The 22,691-nt window shown below is 42.6% G+C and carries 15 protein-coding genes and 1 tRNA gene; 11 read left to right on the forward strand and 5 right to left on the reverse strand.

All coding sequences use genetic code 11. The annotated features are described in order from the left end of the window. Positions 1–143: 143 nt before the first annotated feature. A complete protein-coding gene (locus tag AM228_RS08575; protein WP_054465707.1) occupies positions 144–1,013 on the reverse strand; it encodes a methyltransferase domain-containing protein in 870 nt (289 codons plus the stop codon). Between the two features lie 108 nt (positions 1,014–1,121). Here AM228_RS08575 and AM228_RS08580 point away from each other — a divergent pair, with 108 nt between their 5' ends. From AM228_RS08580 to AM228_RS08610, 6 genes are all read left to right on the forward strand, one after another. Next, positions 1,122–2,603, forward strand: a complete 1,482-nt coding sequence (locus tag AM228_RS08580; RefSeq protein WP_054465708.1) for a methyl-accepting chemotaxis protein — start codon at positions 1,122–1,124, stop codon at positions 2,601–2,603. A gap of 287 nt (positions 2,604–2,890) precedes the next feature. After that, a complete protein-coding gene (locus AM228_RS08585; RefSeq protein WP_190879356.1) occupies positions 2,891–4,471 on the forward strand; it encodes an ABC transporter substrate-binding protein in 1,581 nt (526 codons plus the stop codon). Positions 4,472–5,058: 587 nt separating this feature from the next. Then, a complete protein-coding gene (locus tag AM228_RS08595) occupies positions 5,059–5,277 on the forward strand; it encodes a hypothetical protein (RefSeq protein WP_054465711.1) in 219 nt (72 codons plus the stop codon). Between the two features lie 840 nt (positions 5,278–6,117). Further along, positions 6,118–8,631, forward strand: a complete 2,514-nt coding sequence (locus tag AM228_RS08600) for a diguanylate cyclase domain-containing protein (protein ID WP_197285248.1) — start codon at positions 6,118–6,120, stop codon at positions 8,629–8,631. A gap of 259 nt (positions 8,632–8,890) precedes the next feature. Further along, positions 8,891–9,982: a WD40 repeat domain-containing protein gene (locus tag AM228_RS08605; RefSeq protein WP_082348802.1), complete on the forward strand. Its 1,092-nt coding sequence runs from the start codon at positions 8,891–8,893 to the stop codon at positions 9,980–9,982. A 79-nt stretch (positions 9,983–10,061) separates the two neighbouring features. Beyond that, positions 10,062–10,865, forward strand: a complete 804-nt coding sequence (locus tag AM228_RS08610) for an SWIM zinc finger family protein (protein WP_054465714.1) — start codon at positions 10,062–10,064, stop codon at positions 10,863–10,865. A gap of 125 nt (positions 10,866–10,990) precedes the next feature. Here the strand turns inward: AM228_RS08610 and AM228_RS08615 are convergent, their stop codons facing one another. Further along, positions 10,991–11,953: an aldo/keto reductase gene (locus AM228_RS08615; protein WP_054465715.1), complete on the reverse strand. Its 963-nt coding sequence runs from the start codon at positions 11,951–11,953 to the stop codon at positions 10,991–10,993. Between the two features lie 93 nt (positions 11,954–12,046). Here AM228_RS08615 and AM228_RS08620 point away from each other — a divergent pair, with 93 nt between their 5' ends. Both AM228_RS08620 and AM228_RS08625 read left to right on the forward strand, forming a co-directional pair. Next, positions 12,047–12,622, forward strand: a complete 576-nt coding sequence (locus AM228_RS08620) for a DUF1802 family protein (RefSeq protein WP_054465716.1) — start codon at positions 12,047–12,049, stop codon at positions 12,620–12,622. A 369-nt stretch (positions 12,623–12,991) separates the two neighbouring features. Beyond that, positions 12,992–13,660, forward strand: a complete 669-nt coding sequence (locus AM228_RS08625; RefSeq protein ID WP_054465717.1) for a tyrosine-type recombinase/integrase — start codon at positions 12,992–12,994, stop codon at positions 13,658–13,660. A gap of 1,436 nt (positions 13,661–15,096) precedes the next feature. On the opposite strand, the gene AM228_RS36700 is transcribed toward AM228_RS08625, so the two are convergent. Next, positions 15,097–15,375 (reverse strand): helix-turn-helix transcriptional regulator, encoded by a 279-nt coding sequence (locus AM228_RS36700; protein WP_054465718.1) that lies wholly within the window; start codon positions 15,373–15,375, stop codon positions 15,097–15,099. A gap of 261 nt (positions 15,376–15,636) precedes the next feature. Here AM228_RS36700 and AM228_RS08635 point away from each other — a divergent pair, with 261 nt between their 5' ends. The 3 genes from AM228_RS08635 (at position 15,637) to AM228_RS08645 (ending at position 20,895) form a co-directional block, all read left to right on the forward strand. After that, on the forward strand, positions 15,637–16,236 hold the full coding sequence (locus AM228_RS08635; RefSeq protein ID WP_054465719.1) for a hypothetical protein: 600 nt from the start codon (positions 15,637–15,639) through the stop codon (positions 16,234–16,236). Between the two features lie 224 nt (positions 16,237–16,460). Continuing rightward, complete coding sequence (locus AM228_RS08640) at positions 16,461–16,829, forward strand: hypothetical protein (RefSeq protein WP_054465720.1); 369 nt, start codon at positions 16,461–16,463, stop codon at positions 16,827–16,829. A gap of 802 nt (positions 16,830–17,631) precedes the next feature. Beyond that, complete coding sequence (locus AM228_RS08645; protein WP_054465721.1) at positions 17,632–20,895, forward strand: plasmid replication protein, CyRepA1 family; 3,264 nt, start codon at positions 17,632–17,634, stop codon at positions 20,893–20,895. Between the two features lie 155 nt (positions 20,896–21,050). On the opposite strand, the gene AM228_RS08650 is transcribed toward AM228_RS08645, so the two are convergent. Both AM228_RS08650 and AM228_RS08655 read right to left on the reverse strand, forming a co-directional pair. After that, positions 21,051–21,122, reverse strand: a tRNA-Gly gene (locus tag AM228_RS08650). Positions 21,123–21,528: 406 nt separating this feature from the next. Beyond that, complete coding sequence (locus tag AM228_RS08655) at positions 21,529–22,647, reverse strand: site-2 protease family protein (RefSeq protein WP_054465722.1); 1,119 nt, start codon at positions 22,645–22,647, stop codon at positions 21,529–21,531. Between the last annotated feature and the right edge of the window lie 44 nt (positions 22,648–22,691).

Below are 22,691 nucleotides of genomic sequence, written 5' to 3' on the forward strand. Positions count from 1 at the left end.
GGGGATTTTAATCCCCGACGGGTGTGGTTTACAAGGGCAGAAAACCGCCGCCCCTCCGCCCCTCCGCCGACGGCGGTCTCCTCTGCCCCCCTGCCCCCCCGCACCAGAAGCTCCCCACACCCTACACCTTAGTTCTGAAAAACTTACTCTTTGGTGCCACAAAGGACACCGTAACGAATCAATCCTCGTTGATAACCTCCACTCATCAAGCCTAATGCCAGGGCGCCTTGAATGGTCTGCCAACCGGCGCTGAGTAAGCCAAAAATCGCTTGCAGGCTAAAGGCAGAACTGATGACAGTATTCCAGAAGGGGGCGACAGCAGTAGACCAATCAACGGTATGGATATTTTGGAAGCCACAATCATGGGCGATCGCCTCATATTCTGGCAGGGAAATCACATAAGGCAAATAGTAAACTCGGTACAAATCCGCTAAATGTTTTGCTTCATCAGCGGTCAATGCCCCTCCAGAAGCGGCATCGGTGGGACGATGACACCAAGTAGCCAAAATCAAAGTGCCCCCCGGTTTGAGCACCCGATAGCATTCTTGGAGAAATTTTTGTTTATCGGGCATATGTTCGCCACTTTCTAGGGACCAGACCAAATCAAAGGACTGATCCGCAAAGGGCATATTTAACGCATCGGCAACTTGAAATTCACAGGATATATTCGCTTCAGCCGCTCGTTCCGTTGCTCTCGTCGCTTGCACTGGACTGAGAGTAATTCCCGTACCCTTAGCGTTACAATATTGAGCTAAGTATAAAGTGCTACCACCGATGCCACAGCCCACATCGATAAATGTGGATAGATTTTTGGTGACATCTCTGCCTAGCTTCTCTGATGTCCAGTTCACCAATTCGTGAATTAGATCAATTTGGGCTTGACGGCGTTCTACTTGTTTCTGACCGTCGGCGCCGTAATAGCCGTGGTGCATGTGTTCGCCCCAAATCGTTTCCCACAAACCGCTGGAGGCGTCATAAAATTGCTTAATTTTTTCAGAAAGTGCTGAACTCATGGTTGATTTCTGATTCACAGAATAGATTTAAACTGAACTTTAGCGAACTTTAGCAGAATTCGCTTATCTTCGGTTCAGCCAGTTAAACGTTTTACAGGAATCCGTCCGATGTCCTTTTCAGCTTTTTTGCATTTTCACCTCTTTGACTCTCAAAAATTAAAATATCGGATTCTTTCCGTTTATTTTATGCCAATTATTTTGTTTGCGATCGCTAGTTTTATTGTGTATAAAAATGGCGTAAATATTAGCATAAGCAAAGAAAAATTTACTCGGGCACATCAATCATTAAATGATGTGAAAAGATTGGGGTTTAGCCTAACTTTAATGCAACGGTCTGCCTTGGGGTATATGATCGGTCAAGATCCAGTGGATATCAAAACATTTGAACGGTGGGATGACCTGTTTTATCAACAGTCAGAAATATTACGATCCACTATCGTTGAGCCACGACAAAAAGAATTATTAAATAAGATTATTACATTAGGCTATGAAAGCGGAGAATTTGACCGGCGGTTAATTTCTTACATTGAACTGGGAAATCCTAATAAGGCTATTGAAACTTGGAATCAGGGCAACCGACAACAAATTATTCATCAATTAGAGCAGCTTTTGGCCGATTTTGAAGCGATCATACAGGAGGAGCTTCAAATTCAAAGTAATCAAGCAGATGTGGCATTAAAATCTCTCCCCTGGGCGGTATTTGGATCGACTTGCTTGGTTGCGGTGGTAGCGATCGCCCTGGGTTTAAGGTTAGCAGGGGCGATCGCTGATCGGATGAACCAAGAAGCCACGGCAGTCGCGGGTTCAGCCCTGGAAATCGCTGCCACCATCGAAGAACAAGCCCGTACCTCAAGCTTACAAGCGTCTTCAGTCCATGAAACTACCACCACCATTGATGAGTTAAATGCCTCAGCGAGAAAAATGTCAGAACAAGCCGAAAGTTCTGCCCGCAGCGCTAGGGTCATTCTTGAACTCACCACTAAAGGAAGTCATGCCATTGAGCAAAGTTTAGAAGACATGAGTCTATTACAGCAAAAAGTAGGGGCGATCGCCGAACAAATTCAAGAGTTAAATCAGCAAGCCAGTCAGATTCGCCAAATCATCAGTTTGGTCAGTGATTTTGCCAGTCAAACCAATATGTTAGCCCTGAACGCATCGGTAGAAGCAGTGCGGGCTGGAGAACAAGGGAAAGGTTTTGGGGTTGTGGCTAATTATATTCGTCAACTTGCGGATCAAAGTCGGGCATCGAGCCAACAAATTGATGAATTGATTACTGAGATTCAAAGCAAAATTCAAGCTACTGTATCCGTTTCTCAAGAAGGGCAAAAAATTGTCGCCACTAGCGTACAAATTTCAGAAAATACAGCAGCAGCCTTTACACAAGTTAGGAATTCTATGAATGAGATGGCTTTGAATTCTCAGCAAATTTCCTTAGGAGCCGTCCAGCAAACTCAGGCGATCGAGCAGATTGTTCAGGCTATGCAAAATCTGAATATTGCCGCTAAAGAAAGCGCAGAAGGCATCATCCAAGTTCAAATTTATACTCAACAGTTAAGTCATTCGGCTGAAAATTTACAAAAGATGATTTAGTATATGATTTATTATATGCTTTAGCAAGCATTGCCCACCAAATTGTGATGGACAGCCCTTGAATCAAAGATAAGCATTCAGCGGTTATAAGTTGGGGTGATTCGCTTTTTCAGTCCAACAATAAAATTTACTCTAAATTCTCAGAAATCAAAAAAATGGCTATTTTATCTTCAAATTATTCTCTTGAGTCAACTTATTCTCTTGAGTCAACTTATTCTCTTGATTCAATTGGATTGCATACCGGGCTAATTAAATGCCCGAATTGTGGTCAATTTCACTCTAATGCTATGGCTCCTCATGGCCATGCAGTTTGGGCAGATATGCCCAAGGATACCGTCGATTTGACCCAAGATTTAATTAAAATGGGGGTTTATTCCTCAGAGGTTGTGGATTTAGCCAAAACTCTGACGGAAAATCAGTTAAAAGTTTCTTTAAGCCAATTTTTCCGCGATTCGCTCTTCGAGCGATCCGCTTCGCGGAATCGCCTCATCCTAGAACAACCAGACCTAGAACAACCAGACTATGAGTTAAATTCATCTAATTTGGTAGATCGCCTTTGTTTAGAAGTGGTTCAAGAAGCGGGAGGCATTCAGGCTGCTTTTGCCGCTGCTTTTGGCGATCGCCAAGGGGAACTATTTGAAAATACCATTAAAACAGGAAAGTTTAATCGGCGGCAATTTTTAGCCAGAGTGCTCACGGTGGCTGCGTTAATTATGCTCACCAATTGTCAAAAAGACAATACCGCAGATTTGACATCCGATTCGCCAAATGATTTAGCACAAAAATTAGAAAAAAACCAGCTAAAAATAGGGTTTATGCCGGTGACTTGTGCCACGCCAATTATTATGTCACAGCCTTTAGGTTTTTATGAAAAATATGGCCTAAAAGTTGAATTAGTGAAAATGCAAAATTGGGCACAAGTCAGGGATGCCGCGATCGCTGGTGAACTGGATGCTTACCACATGATTGCTGCCATGCCTTTAGCCATCAGCTTGGGCTTAGGGTCTGCCCGGTTTCCCATAAAATTGGCCAGCATTGAAAATATCAACGGCAATGCCATGACTGTGGCAATCAAACATAAAAATAAAGTCAAAAGTGCAGCGAACTTGAAAGGATTTACCATCGCTATTCCTTTTATTTATTCCATGAATAATCTTTTATTACGTTACTATCTTGCCGCTGGGGGAGTAAACCCCGATCGAGATGTCAAATTGGTGGTTTTGACCCCAGCAGATATGGTAATAAAACTGGCTAATGGGGAAATTGACGCGATGATGTGCCCAGGACCGTTTAATCAAACAGCCGTGGCGGAAAAACTGGGTTTTATTCATATTCTGAGTTCGGAAATTTGGCCGGGACATCCCTGTTGTTGTTTAGCCACAGGGCAGCCTTGGATTGAAGAAAATCCCACTACCTTTCGGGCATTAAATAAGGCAATTATTGATGGCTGTAATTATGCCAGTCAATCACAACATCGCCCCGAAATTGCCCGGGCGATCGCTGCCCCAGAATATTTGAATCAACCAGAATCTTTAGTCAAAGCAGTGCTCACCGGCAGCTTTGAAGATGGTCTAGGCAATACACACAATGTGCGCGATCGCATTGACTTTGACCCCTATCCTTGGAAAAGCTTTTCTTATTGGATTACCACCCAATTTCAACGCTGGAACCTCATGCCATCAAACGTAGACCATGAAGCCATTGCTGATGAAGTATTTCTCACCGGTTTAGCTAGGCATCTCGCGAAAAAATTAGGTCAAACTCCCCCTACAGTGATTCTGCGTAAAGAACAATTGAAATATGATCAATTTGACCCCACAGACCCGGAGTCTTATCTTCAAGGGCAAATTAAAAAACATGGGTTTTAGTTATTTGTTATTTATTGTTCATTATTTGTTATTTGATATCGGCTATTATTGGTTATTTGTCGTTGTTTATTTGTTATTTAACATCAAATCCGGGCAAACTCCTACTAATCTTCCATCTGGGAGAATTTACCAATTTTTTAACATTTATTCATATAAATGCCTATTCAGGGAACTTGAAAATTTTTGTCTGGTGAATTAAAATATAGATAATCAATCCGGCAAGCCACAGCATAAAATGCCTGACGCTCCAAGACATTTGCGGATTTTATCTGGGAAAACTGGGGTCAGTCATCTCGAAAATCTCTAAAAAAGTCACCGAATATTTTTGCAGCAAATCAGCTTTTTTTTTAAGATTTTATACAAAACCTTGAGGGCAGACTCTCAAGAATGTAACCAAAAATAATGTTTTGGTAAAAAATGTTGCATTTTTTACCGGGTTGATCCGATAATGTGTAATTATAAAAAAAAAGTTAAGGAAATGGTGAGGCTGGTTTAGTCTGTATTCCAGCGATATTCCAGCGATCGCAAAACAAACCGATGCTCCAAATCCTTGATCCAAGATGAGGAGCTTTTAAAAGGAGGTAAGTATGAGTCCCAGCACGCTGCGCCATCTTTGGCACTTAATTGAAAAAACTCAGGGCAGCATCTTATTATCGATGGACGATCAGGGGTTGGTGCAATGGTTGATTTCGCAATTTCAGCAAGAACAAGCACTCGACCCTCAAGAAACTAATTATATTCAAAATTACCTGAACTCTAGACTCTTGCTGATTAGAGATTTGGCTCAACAACGGATGGCCACATAAATAATTCCCTAATCATTCCCTGTTTTGATTGTGGTTGGGATGACTGGACTTGGTTTACTTGACTTTTTTGAAGTGATTTCGGTTCAGTCAGTCTAGCTTTAGCGCTGAAAAAAAATCGCTCACCCTTCCCGAAAGAGTGGGTGATAAGTTTTTTTGAGCATTTTGAGCATTTTGAGCATTTTGAGCATTTTGAGCATTTTGAGCATTTTGAGCATTTTGAGCATTTTTAAGGAGAATTTTTCTGAAATTTGGTGAGCCAGCAACCGAATCAGGTTTTTAAGATTTTTGTCCGTAAACCAGGATTATGCTCTATCTTTTTTTGCGGTTTTGCGGGGCGGATGGTTGACAGACTTAGGGTGAATTAGTAAAAATAATAATATCCAATATGTTTCACGTTCCAGGAGAAATCGCTCACAGAAACTCTAAAAAAAAGGTAAAAATTAAAGAATTTAAACAATCTATAAAAATTAAAAAATTGAGCTAAATAACTGATCTAAACAAAGGTGAATTCAGGGAGAAAGTCGATTTTCACTGTAAAATTCACCAATGCGGGTGAGTTTTTTAGGTAGAAAGAGCAGAGCAAGCCAATTTCTCTGCTCTTTAGTGTTGTGCGACTTTGTGCGACAAGGATGATATGATATCTGTTGTTGGACTAGAACCGCTAGATCGCGTCTGATTATCAGTTGTGAGATGAAAACAACGAAAAAAACGAAAAAGATGATCGAATTCCTCAAAACAAGATTAATCCCAATCAATGTGGGCAATTAATTTGGGCAATTAGGGAACTGGTTCTGTAAGCCCGGTATCGGTGACAACAACAATATGTTGTTGGAGGTGAAAGTGAATCCAAAAGAAGACTCTGTACTCCATTCTACTGCTGCATCTGAACGATCGCCATCTCACCATGATGGTAACCCTGACCAGTCATGGTTACAGATATTTTATGAGTATTTCCCGGCGATCGGCTTCACCCTTGATGCCACAGGAGTTATCTGCTGGGCGAATTCATTCGCGGAAAAATCCCTGGGTTATCTGGATGAGGAATTAGTGGGCAAGCGGTTTGGGGAGATCCTGGTTGCCTCAGAATGGGATCTGTTCCCAGAGGAAATCAATCCTGATTTAAATCCAGTAGGTGTAGTCAGAATTTTCAACAGTGGTCTGAGAAAAAAAGATCGGAGTATTTGTTGGGTAAAACTGACTGTGCGCCCGATCGCTACTAAGGTAGAATGCGGCAATCAGATCCCATTATCGGCGCCGTTAAGTTCTCCAGGAATTTCTCCAGGGATTTCTCCAGGAATTTCTCCAGGGATTTCTCCAGGGATTTCTCCAGGAATTTCTCCAGGGATTTCTCCAGGGATTATTTTAGTTGTGGGTCAGGTTTTGGGTGAGGAAATTCCCCCAGCAAAAGATCGCAGTTTATGGCAAGAAAAATTAGAGAGATCGCTGGCTTTACTGCAAGGGTTGATCGAATCTAGTCCCAATGGCATGATGCTGGCAGATAGTCAGGGGGAAATTATCGCCTGCAATGAGCGATTTCGCCAACTTTGGGGACTGTCCACGGGATTACAACATAGCTCATCCCAGTCTGAACTTGAGGCGATCGCGGCTCAATTAAAAAATCCCGAAACTTTTACCCAAAAAATTCAGCAATTATCGACATCTGATGGGTTCGCTGATCAATTGCTGGAATTAAAAGATGGTCGAATTTTTGAATTTTCCACCCAACCTCAACGCTGGCAAAATCAAATTGTTGGCCGAATTTGGATCTTTCAAGATATTACGGAGCGATCGCAGACTCAAGCCACCCTCAAATTTACCCAATTATCCATAGATCGCACGGCGGAAGCTGCCTTTTGGTTATCCGCTGACGGTCGGTTTTGTTATGTCAATGATGCCGCTTGCCGTTCCTTGGGATATCGGCGAGAACAGCTATTAGAAATGACAATTTTTGACATTAACCCCGATTTGACAGAAGCCGACTGGCAACAACAATGGCAAGACTTAAAGCAACGGGGATTTTTTCATTTAAAGTTTCATACCCTTTCAGAAAAAGGCACCACCACCCCCTTAGAAGTCACCGTCAATTATGTAGAGTTTAAAGGGGAAGCTTATGGATGTTCTTTTATTCATCAAATTTCCCAAGGCAAGGAAAATGATTTAAGCCGACGCCAACAGCAAGAACGACAAAAAATCCTCAGCCAAATAGCTACTAAAATTCGTCAATCGCTGAATGCAAAAGAAATTTTGCAAACCACGGTGGATGAAGTTCGCCAATTATTAAATACCGATCGCGTCATCGTCTTCCGATTTAATCCCGATTGGAGTGGTCGGGTTATTGTGGAATCAGTCGTCTCCGATTCGTTGGCAATTTTAAACGAAAACATTCTCGATACATGCTTTGAAAACCGCTATATTGTCCCGTATCAAGAAGGTCGCGTTAAAGCCACTGAAGATATCTATACAGCGAATCTGACTCAATGTCATCTGGATTTATTATCGCGGTTCCAGGTCAGAGCAAATTTAGTGGTGCCGATTCTCTTTAATCAAGCAATTAACCATCAAGCAATTAACCATCAAGCAATTAACCATCAAGCAATTAACCAGTCATCTTTAGAACAGCAAAAAGAACAGCAAAACATATTACAAAAAAACCAATCAAAAGCCGATAATTCTAAGTTATGGGGTCTGTTGATTGCCCATCAATGTCGCGGCCATCGGCAATGGCAATTGTGGGAAATGAATTTACTGCAACAATTAGGGGTTCATGTGGCGATCGCAATTCAACAATCCACTTTATTTGAAAAACTACAAGCGACAAACAAAGAGTTAGAACGCCTTGCCAGTTATGACGGTTTGACCCAGGTAGCTAATCGCCGTTTATTTGATACGTTCTTACAAAAAGAATGGCGACGAATGCTCAGAGAAGAGTCCTGGTTATCCTTAATTTTATGCGATATTGATTACTTTAAACCTTACAATGATACTTACGGACATTTAGCCGGGGATAGTTGTTTGCAACAAGTGGCAGCAGCTATTAGTTCGGTGGTCAAACGTCCCGCTGATTTAGTCGCCCGTTATGGGGGCGAAGAGTTTGCGATTATTCTGCCGAATACCCACTTGTCCGGTGCCATAGAAGTTGGGGAAAAAATTTGCACTCAAATCAATCAGTTGAAAATTCCTCATCAGGGGTCTTTAGTGTCTCATCAAATCACACTCAGTTTAGGAATTGCCAGTATTTTTCCCCGTGCCGGTGAATCACCCACTATTTTGATTAATGCCGCAGATCAGGCATTATATCAAGCCAAAGAACAAGGGCGCGATCGCATCTGCACGAACAAAGTTTCTTATTTTTAAAAAAAATCTCCTGATTGTTACTCCGCGAGCGGCCATCTCGATCCGGTGGACTTTAGGCTGGGCTAGATGGTGGACTTCTAACCCGCTGATTTTCCTCTGATTTCAGGCAACCGGATCTAATCCCGATCTAATTTAGTCGAATCTTCCAGAATTTTCCAGAACAATTAACTGTCTGGGGATATCTTTGATAAGGACAGTTTAAATGTAAGTCTAAATTAAGTCTAATTTAATTCTAAATACAGTGGGGAGTGTAAAACCGATGAGATTCTCTTGGCGTTGGTTATTAAGTCTTGGATTCATGGGATTATCCGTAGCGGTTTGGATCAGTCAGCCTGCTTTATTAGCCAATAGTGCCAGTCAGCCTCCATCCCACCAGGCACAATTAGCAAATCCCGGAACCTTTAACCCTTCTGGTAAATTTGCCCTGGTCAAAACCCTGGACGACTCAGAACAAGGGCATATCTCTAGAGTCAACGACCTGGCGATTAGTCCCGATGGCAAAGTGCTCATTAGTGCCAGTCGAGATAAAACCATTAAACTCTGGAATCTAGAAACCGGCAGATTGATCGCCACCTTAGCCCAAGATGCTAAAGAAGTTTACTCCGTGGCTATTTCTCCCGATGGGCAAACTTTGGCCAGTGGCAGTGCTGACGAAACCATCAAAATTTGGAAATTGAACCTCAGCGAACTGGCAATCAATTCCGAGACTCCCGTGGCTTCCTTGGAGTTCACCAAAAAAGCCCACGACTTCGGGGTCAGTGCAGTAGCCATCTCTGCCGATGGGCAAACCCTGGCAACGGCCAGCCCAGATAAGAAGATTAAATTATGGAACCTAGCCAATCTCGAACAAAAAGATGAGCTTAAAGGCCATAAAAGCTTTGTTTGGGACGTTGCGTTTAGTCCGGATGGTCGCAGCTTGGCCAGCGCTAGTTACGATCAAACCGTTAGAATTTGGAACTTAGGCAGAGGGTTTCGTAAACGGGAACTGAAAGGTCACGAGTCCCCAGTTCTCTGTGTGGCGTTCAGTCCTGATGGTCAAATGCTGGCTAGTGCCAGCAACAATGGCACGATTAAGTTATGGAATTCCCGCACAGGTCAAGTGATTAGTACCCTGGCCAGACATACTTCTACGGTGATGTCCCTGCAATTTAGCCCCGATGGACAATATTTAGCCAGTGGGGGTGCAGATAATGCGGTGAAAATTTGGAATCCGACTAATGGTGCGGTTCTGGAAACCTTGTCAGGCCATATTAATCCTGTGACAGCGGTTGCTTTTACCCCCGATGGTAAGACCTTAGTGAGTGGTAGTGCCGATCGCGCAATTAAAATTTGGCGGCGTGGGGCAAATTAAACCTTGGATTGAGCAATCATCAATAACTAAGAAACGAACTAAGAAAGGAACTAAGAAAGGAACTAAGAAAGGAGAAACCATGACTAATTCATACTCTGAAAGCGATAAAGAATGGTGGGCGCAACAATGGGTTGATTTATTAAATTCTTATCGGTTTAAAAAGCGTTTAGAACGAGGGCGTCGCTATGCGATGGAAGGAAATGTGCTATCCATTGACTTTTCTGAACAAAAGATCATCGCTAAAGTCCAAGGCACTGAATCCGAGCCTTATGAACTCTCTTTATGGTTGGATCGGTTTACGGAAGAAGATTGGCAATATGTGGTAAAAAGCTTATCGGAAAGAGCGATATTTTCCGCGAAGTTATTAGCCGGAGAAATGCCTGCTAATATTGAGGATATTTTTGCGGCCAATGGCTTAAGGCTGTTTCCGTTTAAATTATCAGAAATTCATTCTCGCTGTAGCTGCCCGGATAAGGCTAATCCTTGTAAACATATTGCAGCGGTCTATTATTTGTTGGGCGATCGCTTCAGTGAAGACCCATTTTTATTATTTCAATTGCGCGGTCGCAGTCAAGCAGAACTGATTGCAAAATTGCGTGAAATTCGAGAGATTGAATCCGCAGACAATCCCAATGATACTGATAATTTTATCGAAAAAAATCAGGTAAAATTCGCTCACCCACCCCTGGATTTAGAAGAATTTTGGCAATACGATCAACCCTTAGATTCTGGCTTAGTGGTCATTGCCCCTCCACCAAGTAGTGAAACGATTTTAGATGTGCTAGGGCCGGTGGGTTCTTCGGTTGTGACGGAGTATTTGCAAACAGTTTATCCTCTGATTAGTCAGCAGGCAATGCTCGCGGGATTAAATCGAGAGAACTAATAGAGATTCCTGACTTTCATACCGGCATGGTAGATCCCGGTATGAAAGTCAAAATTTTCTAATAAAAATCCCCGATTCAAACTAGCGGATTAATGGGTAATTTTTCTCACAGAACCAATGGCAAGTTAAAAATCCCACATGACGGGATTATTATCTAAATGCTGAGTTACTGTGCGTCCGATGGCATCAATTTCTGCTAAAGCTTCGGGGGATAATTTGACCGATGCGGCTTTGGCGTTGGCGATCGCTTGTTCGGCATTTCTTGCCCCAACAATGGCACAAGTTTGAGGTTGAGCAATTAACCACGCTAAAGATAACTGAGCTAAGGTACAATTGTGGCGAGCCGCGATGGGTTTTAATGCCTCTAAAGCTTGCTGAACTCGCTGATAGTTGTCTTTCTGATAGAATAGTTTATTTTTTGCCCGATGATCGCCTTCGGCAAATTGGTGGTCTGGGCCAAATTTGCCTGTTAATAATCCCTGGGCTAAAGAAGAATAAGCGATGATGGCAATATTCTGTGCCACACAATAGGGCATTTGGTCGGTTTCTACTTGTCGCCAGAACAGAGAATAAGGCGGTTGTAAACTATCAATTTGGCCATATTGGGCGGCTTCTTCCATTTGCAGACGAGAAAAGTTAGAAACGCCAATGGCGCGAATTTTTCCTTGTTGTTTGAGGTCATTCATCGCCCGCATTGTTTCTTCGATTGGCACAATTTCGCTGCCAAAACTGCCCGATGGCCAATGAATTTGATACAGATCGATATAGTCAGTTTTCATATTTTTTAAAGAAGATTCGCAGGCTTTGATTACTTGGTCGTATTTCAGATGATTGGCAAAGACCTTGGTGGCATAAACAACCTGCGATCGCACATCGGACAATGCCTCCGCTACGATTTTCTCTGAATGACCATTGCCATAAACTGCGGCGGTATCGATGGTAGTAATTCCCGCATCAAATGCCGCCCTTAATGCTTGAATGCTCTGGGAATCTTCAATCCCTACCCACATGGCTTTACCGGCTTGCCATGTCCCCATAATAATCGGGGTAATTTTCAGATCGGACTTGCCTAAAGTGCGCGTTTCCATGTTGGCCTCTTTCCTGATATTTTCCTGCTATAATTTACCCTAAAATTAATGAATTTTTGGCAATAGCCAACAATCACCTACAAAAATCTAGTGATGGAACTAACTGCTACATTAAAAGAATGGGCGGTAGCGATCGATGCCCTAACCCAGGGTAAAACGATTTTGCTTCTGCGTAAAGGGGGAATTCACGAAACCGGAGGACGGTTTCAGGTCAAGGGCGAGAAAGTTTTACTCTATCCGACATTCGAGCATCAAAAACCCGAATTACTTAAATCAGCTTATGCGGAGCAAATCAACCCGGTCGAGTCAACTGGACATCCCCAAACTGTCAAGATTACGGCTTGGGCGGAAATTACAGATATTTTCACCCTAAAAACTGACCAAGGGGATGCAATTTTAACTGGGTTATCGCCGTTTCATATTTGGCGCGATCGCCTGATCCGCGATCGATTTAACTGGAAACCGCACCAACCCCTCTATATTTTATTGTTACGCGCCTACAAACTTGCCGAAAACCAGGTAATTTCTGACCCTAAACAATATGGTGGTTGTCGGTCATGGATTGACTTAGCCCAACCCATTTCGCTCAACGGTTCCCAGCCAGTTTTAGACGAATCGACTTATCAACAACTTGTGGAGCAAATTCGCCCAATTATTCTATCTAATTAAAAAATAACCCAAATCTGAGTATTTCCCTATTTTTTCATTACAGCTTATCGAGTGCTACTGAGCGAAATTGGAGTGAACAGAGATTATCAGTGGTAAAACTGAAGCCTATAAGCCATAGCCTATAAGGGTTTAGGCCAAGCGGATGATGAGACTCGAACAGAAAGCCAAAGTTCGGGGGGCAAGAGAAATTCCCACTTAGCCGGGGACTACCGGGGGGATTAAGCACGGCATAACTTTCTCCCCTCGAATCTCCCCTCGAATCTCCCGACTTGATAGCTAAGAACCCCCTACAGCAGAGACTTAGCAGATTTAAAAAACCAATGTGGAAACCCTGATAAATCTGGCAAGTCTTACTCTGATTCTGAAGCCGTGGCGATTCTCAACGCGATCACCACTGACCGCTTTACCTCACCCTATGCCTATATCAAGCATTCTTACTATGCTGAGTTTTTAAAATTTATGTTCCTGACCGGGGTTCGACCGCAACTGGCGATCGCTCTAGAGTGGGAACAAATTTTCTGGGAACAGGACCTGCCTATCAAGATTTACTTTGACCGTGCCTACACTTACAGGATTCTCAAACCGAGTAAAGGCGATCGCAACGGCAAAAACATCTCGCGGATTTTGCCGGTTAATTCTGAACTGGCAGAATTGATCATGGCAATTCCCAAACGAGAGACGATTCACCGGGAGCCTAGAATTTCCCGTCATCTCAAAACAGTCAGCCGGCCCCACTACCCTAACCTAGTTTTCCCATCGCCCCGTCGTTGGTACATCGATATTGGTAATTTCACCAATCGGACATTTAAGCCGGTCGTTGAGTCACTGGTAACAATGGGTGAGGTCAGCGAGTATCTGCCTACATACCATTCCCGTCACACTACCCAGAATCGGTGGTTAGAGTCTGGGATGTCGGAAGAAACGATCGCCGCATTACTGGACACATCCCCTGAGATGATCAGGAAACACTACCGCAACGATCAACGATACCGGGAAAATTTAGCCCAAAATATCACCTTGCCAGAGTTAGGGGATTAAGTTTTTGCATCAGCCAGTAAAAAATTTAGCCACCTTGCCGGAGTTAGGAAATTAAGTTTTTGCATCAGCCAGTAAAAAATTTAGCCACTTTGCCAGAATTAGGGGATTAAGTTTTTGCATCAGCCAGTAAAAATTTTAGCCACCTTATAGGGCAAAATCAGCGGGCATAAATTACAAAGTTGTAATGGCACTAGGTAGACTTGATGTGGCTACTTAGTGCCATTTTGTGCCATTTTAGGCCACATTAGGCCACGATTTTGGGGAAAAAACCTGTTTTTTAGGGTTAATTAGGGCTATTTAGGGCTATTTGTGGCATGACGTGGCTACTTAGTGCCATTCAGTGCCACTTAGTGCCATGTCAAGCCACGTCATGCCACAAGCTGTTAAACCACGTCAGAATTAAACACTTAATCTGCCAACGGAAAAAAGAAAATCTGAAATTTTTTCTCTGGTTTTAGCGGCCAAAAATTTATCAGCGAGTAGCTTTTGGTTTTTTTGAACCCTTAAGGGTTTATACGTCGAACGTCAGGGGAAATTGCCATGATTCGCCCCCTAGGTAATTTTTTTCTGGCAATGCCGGGGATGGTTGCAACGTAGATGTATCAACCAAATTGCATAGAGGTTGTCAGGTACAGAAAGTCACCGTAGTGCAATTTGCGACCCTTAAGGGTCGCAAATTATCGAAGTGTTCTACAGCAACTTTTCACACCCGGCAAAAACCTGCAATTTAGGGGTATTGATTCTCAGACCGTGCGATCGCTAAATCACGGTGATATAAGTTGACCTGATAGTAAAAACCGTAGCGGGCAACCAAAAAACTTATCAAATCATTGCCACCGCCACCGCCATTGCCACCGCCACACGGGGTGACAAGTTTTTACATCACCCAATGGCTATATAAACGCTGAAATTGTTGTATGGTGCAAGTTACAGGCTTATTGAAAATAATATCAAAAAGTAAAAATGCTTGCTGTATATACATTTTGCTACTGCTTCGCCACACAAGGTGACAACAGAATGGTTAAAACACTAGGGATGGGCAAAATAAATGGTTAAAACAGTAGGGATGGGCAGAATGACATTTTTGCCACATGAAACGGGACAACGCGGCCCCGCCACACGGGGTGACAAATTTTTACATCACCCAATGGCTATATAAACGCTGAAATTGTTGTATGGTCTAAGTTACAAGCTTATTGCAAATAATATTAAAAAGCTAAAACGCTTGCTGCATATATATTTTGTTGCACCATCGCCACACGGGGTGACAAAAACCGTAACTGCTACCGTAACCGCCACCGCCACCGGCCCCGGTTGCCACCGCCAAAAATCAAACCTTGACAGTCCAGATGTGACATTTAACTTTCCGTGCCACGTCCCAACAAAAAACCTACCCGGTTAGGGGTAGGTCATTGGTCAGCGATCGAGCGTTGCGGTTATGCCGCGTCAGTTTCATCACAAGATATCAAGTCTAGTAGCGTAATTCTGATCGGGTTATGACGATCTTCTAGGCAAGCATTTAATGCTGTAACAATCGTGCCTAACCGATGACCGTCAACCCTTGGCATGACTGTTTTGGATCTTAGATGCGATATAGAACTTGGCTGTATGCCAGTTTTTTCAGCCATCTCAGATGTCTGAATTTTGTATTTGTCCATTATCTCAGCAAGGTGCCAACGAATAAGCATTGATGAAAAGTAGTAAATATCTGCCATCTCTATTAAACCCTAATTGGTTGGTACACCGTTATTGTAGCATAATGTCTAATAAAGTTTAGATAGCATATTGCAAAAATTAGATGAGAGTGTTAATATCATTACATGACAAAACAAAGCAACCTTGCTAAGTAATGCCAAAAACGTTAAAACCCGCATCAACGCTAAGTTTCGCATACCAACGTTGACACGGGTTGTTCAAACACCTTACAAAAGGGGTTCTTTTATGAGAATAGCACAAAACCACGGGGGGCACGCGGTATGAAAAGACTGTATGTAACCCTCACGATCCGTCAGTTAAAGGCTAAGGTGTCCAGTCTCAGTCGGACTGCCTTCAAAGTCACTCGCAACTTTTTCCAGTCCAGACTAGGCATTGTCAAGCGGGACTGGTCACGGTTAACCAAAGCTGAAATCATCCAAGTTCTAGATTATTACTACGGTTCTTTAGTGCCTGACTTAGCAAAAACCTTGCTAAGTGATTACCGTTTTCAGGTAACAAGTCATAACAACTTCGAGAGCGTGTTGCCTAAATTACGCCGTGAGTCAGGTCAGCAGTGGCGGTTAATAGAACCAACCAAAAAGATAGATGAGTTGACCAACTCTGGTATTCCCTTATATTTGGCTCACTTCAAAAAAGTTTACCCCAAAAATTATCAACTGGACATCTGGGATAACCCAGATTGTTTTCTGGTAGTTGCTGAGATAGGTACAAACCTTTATATCTATGTGTCTCAGCAACGTTTTTACGTGCCTGAGTTTTTGGGACAAATCAAGCAAAAGTATGCAGAGTTAATGTTTGAAATCTCATCTCAGTTCCGTTCGGTTAGGGGTGAAAACGGGGTGAAAACGGGGTGCGGCTAGGTTTAGACAAGGTGAAAATTTTCACCCAGTATGAACCTAGCGGCACCTTTGCCATGATTAGATTTCAGCCATTTGCACCGAGTGAACCATTTTCACCCAGTGACCCGAAATTTACCCATTTGCACCGAGTGAACCATTTTCGCACCGAGTGCAGATTTTTGCACCATTACCGTTAAGATCATCAACTTTCGTACATCTGCATAGCAAGTTTAGAGGTATTTAAAATGTCCAATAATCAATGGGTTGAGATTGTAGCTAAGTTGACATTAGCCCGCTCTATTCTGGCAAGTGCCATTCTGGATATTGATAATGCTGTATGTGACATTGAACGCGGTGACTTAAGCCTATCAAAGCAGTCAGTCAAAATCCTAGAAACCATGATTGCTGACTTGATGGCTAACAGTGATGATATAGGGGAAAAAGCAGTATATATCCCTGACGTTTTCTTACAGTTAGACCGGCAATTCAGTCAGTCAACCACCCAGACAGAATCCCTAGAAAAGCTGAGTCAATCTGTTAGCGAGTCACTGGTTAACTGGAATAACTTTGATAGTTATCCCACTGCCAACGGTCTAAGCAGAAAGGCAAGCTAGTCACAGATAACAGATATTTGGTTGTTAAATTTATATCTGTTATTGTCAATTGCTGATTATCGTCATTTTAGTCAGCAATTAGCTATTGCATAGCACTTTCACAAGTGATTATCGCAAGTGTCAGTCAACCGGCAAATTTACGAAAATGTAAGGTCAGGTTTACATTTTGCAGAATGTCACCGACGGTAACATCTACTCGAAAATCAATGCCTGCTTATGATTGTCGGAAGTGTCCCGATTACCAGAGATGTAAGGTCAGGTTTACATTTTCCAAAATGTGACCGACGGTCACATCTGCTCATAGATTACTAGCCTAGGCAGTGAACAAATTTTCATTTTGTCTCTTTAATGGAAAGTAAAATGTCGCTCAGAGAGACAATTTATACCCAAAAATCAAAGTTAGTCTTGATTAAATAATAAGATTAAACTCTTTATCTCGTAAGCTTTTGAATAATTATACGGTCAGGCAAAATTAAAGTTAACCTTGAATCTTTTTGAGACATTTTGCAATCTTTTTTTAAGACATTAAAGTGTACGCTAACCGTACAGTGTGACCGTCGGTCACATACATAATCTTTATATATAACGATTATGTATAGGACATCAGATTGATTAGTCAGCTTGATTAGTCAGAATGATGCGTACATTTCTGTAATTTTGTGCTATTCTATGAAGGATAAATATTTTTAAAGGTGTGGTTTATCCCGTCTCTAGGCTTCACACACCAAGTTTAGAGACAAAAAAACCCGGTGTTATCAGCACCGAGTGGACAGTTAACTAGAATTAACTAAAGGAATCTTATATGAGAAATCTTATTTCATCAACTCTACAACAAAAATCTCAGTTTGTCAACCGGCAATCTACACATCAACCATTTGACTTAGAGCAGTGGGCACGGGATGACTGGGATAAGTCAGCGGCGATCGCGTTGTTTGACGCCAACGTTCAAGTTCTTGACGGAATGACGGCACTTGACAAGTTTCTCCTCTCTGACAAGTTGACCCGTGGCAACACTGGCAGAGTCAGTAGTGGCTATCTGAAAAAATACGATCATTTACGGCATGGTTGCTGGTTTGTACCTACCCTTAACCCGTTGGAAGATTTTGCAGAGGATTCTTGGGGATGTTTTAAGCCCGTAAAACCACGGACTTATCAAGAAGGCGTTAAGCTGAAAACCATCAAGTATGAGCACCCTGAAGGGATGCCCGTACAACCATTTTTCCTGAAACTCAACGAACTGGTAACAGAACCGGTCGCCCAACGGCACGGATTACCTACGCCAGAGTTTTCACAAACCAGTTATAGTCAAGAATTTTGGAAATGGGTAATAGCCAACAACTTACCCGTTGTCATCACTGAAGGCGTCAAGAAAGCCGCATCTCTGCTATGTGCCGGTTACGTTGGCATTGGACTACCGGGAATATGGAACTTTTCAGACGCCAGCGATAAAAATATCCCAGCATTTAAAACACCTTTAAACCCGCGATTACAGTCATTTTTTAGCCGATTTAAAAAGCTTGACATTACGATTGCTTTTGACTCTGACAGCAAAGAAAAAGCCGCCAAAAATTCTTATGATGCTGCGTGTAGACTAGCTAGTAAAATCACCTGGCAAGTCAACGAAAATGCAGTCGTCAAGATTGCTCAATGGCACCCTAGCTTAGGCAAAGGTGTTGACGATGTCATTAAACTTAATGGCATTGGGACACTTGAGACGGTTCTAAATTCTGCCTTACCATTGAAAGTGTCTAAGTTTAAAAAGTCTCTCAGCTTGACCTATCCTACTTTAAACCTTAATTGTAGATATTTAGGTCAAATTCCTGAGTTGCCAGCTAAGATTGTAGCCATTAAATCCCCAAAAAACACGGGTAAAACCCAGACACTTTCTCAGATAGTCAGTGAAGCCACAAAAGCGGGTAAAAAGGTGATTGCGTTAACTCCCAGAATCCAATTAGGGATAGACTTATGCAACCGTTTTGGGATTCAGTTCCTCAACGAGATGACCTCCGAAAATGACTGGTTAGAGGCTGCATATTTTGGCTTAGGACTGTGTATTGATTCCCTACATCCTAACTCTAAAGGCAAAATTGATCTAACACTTGATGATTCCTTTGATGACTGTATTGTTGTTTTTGAGGAATCCGAACAAAACGTAAATCACCTTTTACGCGCAGATACTCTTAAATCTAAACGGGCTGAGATTGTGACTCAGCTTAAATCACTCTGTCAAAGCGCGTCAAAGATTTATCTAGCGGATGCTGATATGTCTGATTTATCTATTGATTTTGTCAGAAAAATGGCTGATTTAGGTCAGTCGGATGTAGCTGTAATTCAAAATGATTACAAGTTTAATAAGTCTGAAGGTTGGGAAGTTTTTATGTACCAAGAAAACGGCCCGTACAGACTTTTATTAGAGTGTCAAACTCGCTTAAAGCAAGGTAAGCGGGCTTTTTTGCTATGCAGTGGTCAACAGGCAAGTACGTTGTTTTCTGCCCAAAATCTTGCCACTAGATTAGCACCTTATTGTCAGGGTAAGGTTTTAGTCATTGACTCTGATAATGCTAAAGACCCCAACCATGAAGCTTATGGCATAACCAGTAATTTGGGTAAGTTAGGCCAATATCAATTAGTCATTTCTACCGGCGTTTTAGAGACTGGCGTTAGCATTGAAGATGACTTTTTTGATTATGTTTTTTATATGGGTTCTGGCGTTCACTCTGTCCAGTCAGTCACTCAGTTTGTGGCACGTTATCGCCGGCCCGTTGAACGGCATATCTGGATACCAGAATCAGCTAAAGGTATATTTTTGAAATTTAATGGGAAAGAATCACTAGAAGGGATTAAGTATGACTTACAAACCAACAAAAAGAGATTGGAATCTTTTCTCGAAGATTTTGATGAGAAACTTAAACATTCTTTTGACTTATATAATCCAGCAATTGATGCTTACTGTGCGCTTATAGCCCGTAACAACATAGGGTTAAAAAATTACCGGGAAAATGTGGCATGGTTGCTAACATATGATGGTCATCGGTGCCATTACGTTGACCCTGTAAAAACTGTAGACGCTGAAATCAGAGAGATTAGAGACACTACTTATGATAAGGAAGTCAGCGAGATTGACTCTCAACCTATGACATCTGATGCAGAGCAGGAAAAACTTAATAACTCAAGAGCACTAACTAAATCTCAACGCCAAAAAAAACGCAAGGGTAATTTAGTAAGAACTTATGGCTATTGTTCTAAGGATTTAATCATGGCTGATGATGACGGTTGTTTTAGACCGTTACAACTGTTGTACTACCTAAACATTGGAAAAGCTTTTGCCACTTCTCACGATACCAAAATAGTTCAGACTTTTACATCTAAAACTCAGTGTCTTGACCATGAAATCAGCAAGTATGCAGTCAGTGTCAGGGTCAAATCTTTTTCGAGACTTTTTGATGCGGGCTTATCCGGGTTGCTGACGGGTGAAAATTTTAGTAAAGATGACCCTTTTCTCACTGATGTAGTTGCTAAGTTATGCCCGAACCAATTTAGAGAAACATTTGGCCGTGCCTTACCAGAAAAGACGGGCGATCGCATCAATGCCATTTTTGATCTCATTGGATACAAGAAAAAATATGCTGGCCGGGTGGGAACGGGAGCCGATGCTATCCGCCACTATTTTGCCGTGCCCAAATTTGACGGCATAGACATGGATCAGATTTTTGCTTTCTGGTTAGAGCGGGATATGAAGTCTCAGGAAATTTCCGGCACCGATGCCGGTGACTTTGCCGGGGAAATTTCCGGCATAGATGCCGGTGACTTTGCCGGGGAAATTTCCGGCACCGAGGCCGGGGAATTTTCCGGTGAAAAGCTATGGGCTGAAATTTGGGACGCCGTGGCTAACGACACCTTTAAGGATATGTGGCAAAAAGTCAAGGCAATGGGCGCAAAAATTACCAATTGGGTCTTTACAGAGCTACCAGAGTTAATCTCTCAGGTTGACCCAAATTTTGCCCTGGGTGATGACTTTGCCGGTGGCTATGTTGCCACCGATGTTGCCACCTGCGTTGCCACCTAATACGGGCATAATCACCGGCAACTATGTTGCCACCGATGTTGCCACCTGCGTTGCCACCTGCGTTGCCACCTATGTTGCCACCTAATACCTAAGAACCCCTGTAACCGATTTAGGTGACAGGGGTAAAAGCCTTGACTGGAGAGGGTTTGAGAGTAAGCGGATGGTGGGACTCGAACCCATGACATTCAGCTTGGGAAGCTGACGTTCTACCACTGAACTACATCCGCGTAATTTGGTGACTTTTGTTTCCAAAATCACACTAGAATCACATTATATAACCACAACCCCAGGATTTGTCAAGTAGGGCGGATTCAGATTCAGCGATCGCACCGCATCTCCCGCACCGCAGCACGACCGGATCTTGGAACTGACCTCTGGGAAGCGATCGCACTTTTCAGTCTGGTTTATAGCGGTTATTATCGTGATCAAGTACAGAGTTTTTCTGGATTCCCGCATATAGCCCTTTGGGTATGGGCTTCGCAAGGACGCGGGAATGACAGGTTTTTTTGTCCTTCATCACTCTGACAAGTGCTTTAAGCATTTGAGAGGTATAGTCACGGGTTTAAAGCCGTGACTACAAAGATATGGATGCTAAATGGGACAACAGCCAGCGACAACATTGCCGGGACAACATTAAGCAGTTTTCATGGTTGCTCGATCTTGCAGCAAGGTTTTAATCCCCGATTTTTCCAGAATTCCCAAAACTACTCCATTTTCATCAATTACTGGGAGTTCGGTGACTTTATATTCTTCCAGTTTTGTTACCACTTCCAATAAGTTTTGGGTGGATTTGACAAACTGAATATCCGCTGGTTTCATTAGGGCTTTTACCTGAGTAGTTGGCCATTCGTGGGTGGGAATATGTTTCATGTCATCTACCAACAGTTCGCCCATAAATTTGCCACTTTCATCGATGACTAAGAACTTGCGCCAGGGGTTTTTGCCAATCACATATTCGTTAGCAAATTCTCGCAAAGAAAGGTGAGCAAAAATAACTGGACTATCTGGGGTGACAGCATCAGCAGCAGTAAATTTGGTCAACTTATCTTGTACGTTGGCAGATTGGGCGGCCATGCCAGCATTTTGCAGCAAGAAGGCACCAATTAAGACATTCCAGAAATTGTTAAAGCTACCAAAGAATAACACCGGAATTAAGCCAGAAATAATCGCCATCCAGCCGAAAAATTGACCCACTCGTCCGGCAAATAAAACCCCTTTGTAGGGGTTGCCAGTGATTTTCCAAACCGCTGATTTGAGGATGTTGCCTCCATCAAGGGGTAAACCGGGAATTAGGTTAAAAGTACCAATGACCAAGTTGATGTAAGCTAAGAGTTGCACCACCGCCGCGATCGCCCCTGAAATATTGGTGAATGTACCAATGGCGGTGAAAATGCCAAATAAAATGAAGCTGACCAATGGGCCGGCGATCGCGACCCAAAATGCCTCTCCTGGGGTTTTGGATTCTCTCTCCAGGGTTGCGAGTCCACCAAATAAAAATAGGGTAATTGATTTAACTTCAATTCCCTGTTTAATCGCCACAAAGCTGTGTCCTAATTCATGGGCTAGAACCGAGGTAAATAACAACAATGCGGCGCATAATCCCAAAATCCAGGGTAAAATTATTCCTAAGTTAAATTGAGTAGCTAATTGACTGCCGTAGCTAAATGTGACTAAAGCTAAGACCAAAAACCAGGAAGAATTGATATAAAATGGGATGCCAAATAAATTACCAACTTTAAAACTGCCGTTCATAGTTATTTCCTCTTAATTCAGCTTGGCGAGGTGTTTTCTCGATT

The sequence above is a fragment of the Planktothricoides sp. SR001 genome, assembly GCF_001276715.1.
Taxonomy (GTDB): Bacteria; Cyanobacteriota; Cyanobacteriia; order Cyanobacteriales; family Laspinemataceae; genus Planktothricoides; species Planktothricoides raciborskii.

Bases quoted from the DNA above. Each gene is read 5' to 3' on its own strand.
- AM228_RS08575 (WP_054465707.1), bottom strand. From the start codon at position 1,013: ATGAGTTCAGCACTTTCTGAAAAAATTAAGCAATTTTATGACGCCTCC.
- AM228_RS08580 (WP_054465708.1), top strand. From the start codon at position 1,122: ATGTCCTTTTCAGCTTTTTTGCATTTTCACCTCTTTGACTCTCAAAAA.
- AM228_RS08585 (WP_190879356.1), top strand. From the start codon at position 2,891: ATGGCTCCTCATGGCCATGCAGTTTGGGCAGATATGCCCAAGGATACC.
- AM228_RS08595 (WP_054465711.1), top strand. From the start codon at position 5,059: ATGAGTCCCAGCACGCTGCGCCATCTTTGGCACTTAATTGAAAAAACT.
- AM228_RS08605 (WP_082348802.1), top strand. From the start codon at position 8,891: ATGAGATTCTCTTGGCGTTGGTTATTAAGTCTTGGATTCATGGGATTA.
- AM228_RS08610 (WP_054465714.1), top strand. From the start codon at position 10,062: ATGACTAATTCATACTCTGAAAGCGATAAAGAATGGTGGGCGCAACAA.
- AM228_RS08615 (WP_054465715.1), bottom strand. From the start codon at position 11,953: ATGGAAACGCGCACTTTAGGCAAGTCCGATCTGAAAATTACCCCGATT.
- AM228_RS08620 (WP_054465716.1), top strand. From the start codon at position 12,047: ATGGAACTAACTGCTACATTAAAAGAATGGGCGGTAGCGATCGATGCC.
- AM228_RS36700 (WP_054465718.1), bottom strand. From the start codon at position 15,375: ATGGCAGATATTTACTACTTTTCATCAATGCTTATTCGTTGGCACCTT.
- AM228_RS08635 (WP_054465719.1), top strand. From the start codon at position 15,637: ATGAAAAGACTGTATGTAACCCTCACGATCCGTCAGTTAAAGGCTAAG.
- AM228_RS08640 (WP_054465720.1), top strand. From the start codon at position 16,461: ATGTCCAATAATCAATGGGTTGAGATTGTAGCTAAGTTGACATTAGCC.
- AM228_RS08645 (WP_054465721.1), top strand. From the start codon at position 17,632: ATGAGAAATCTTATTTCATCAACTCTACAACAAAAATCTCAGTTTGTC.
- AM228_RS08655 (WP_054465722.1), bottom strand. From the start codon at position 22,647: ATGAACGGCAGTTTTAAAGTTGGTAATTTATTTGGCATCCCATTTTAT.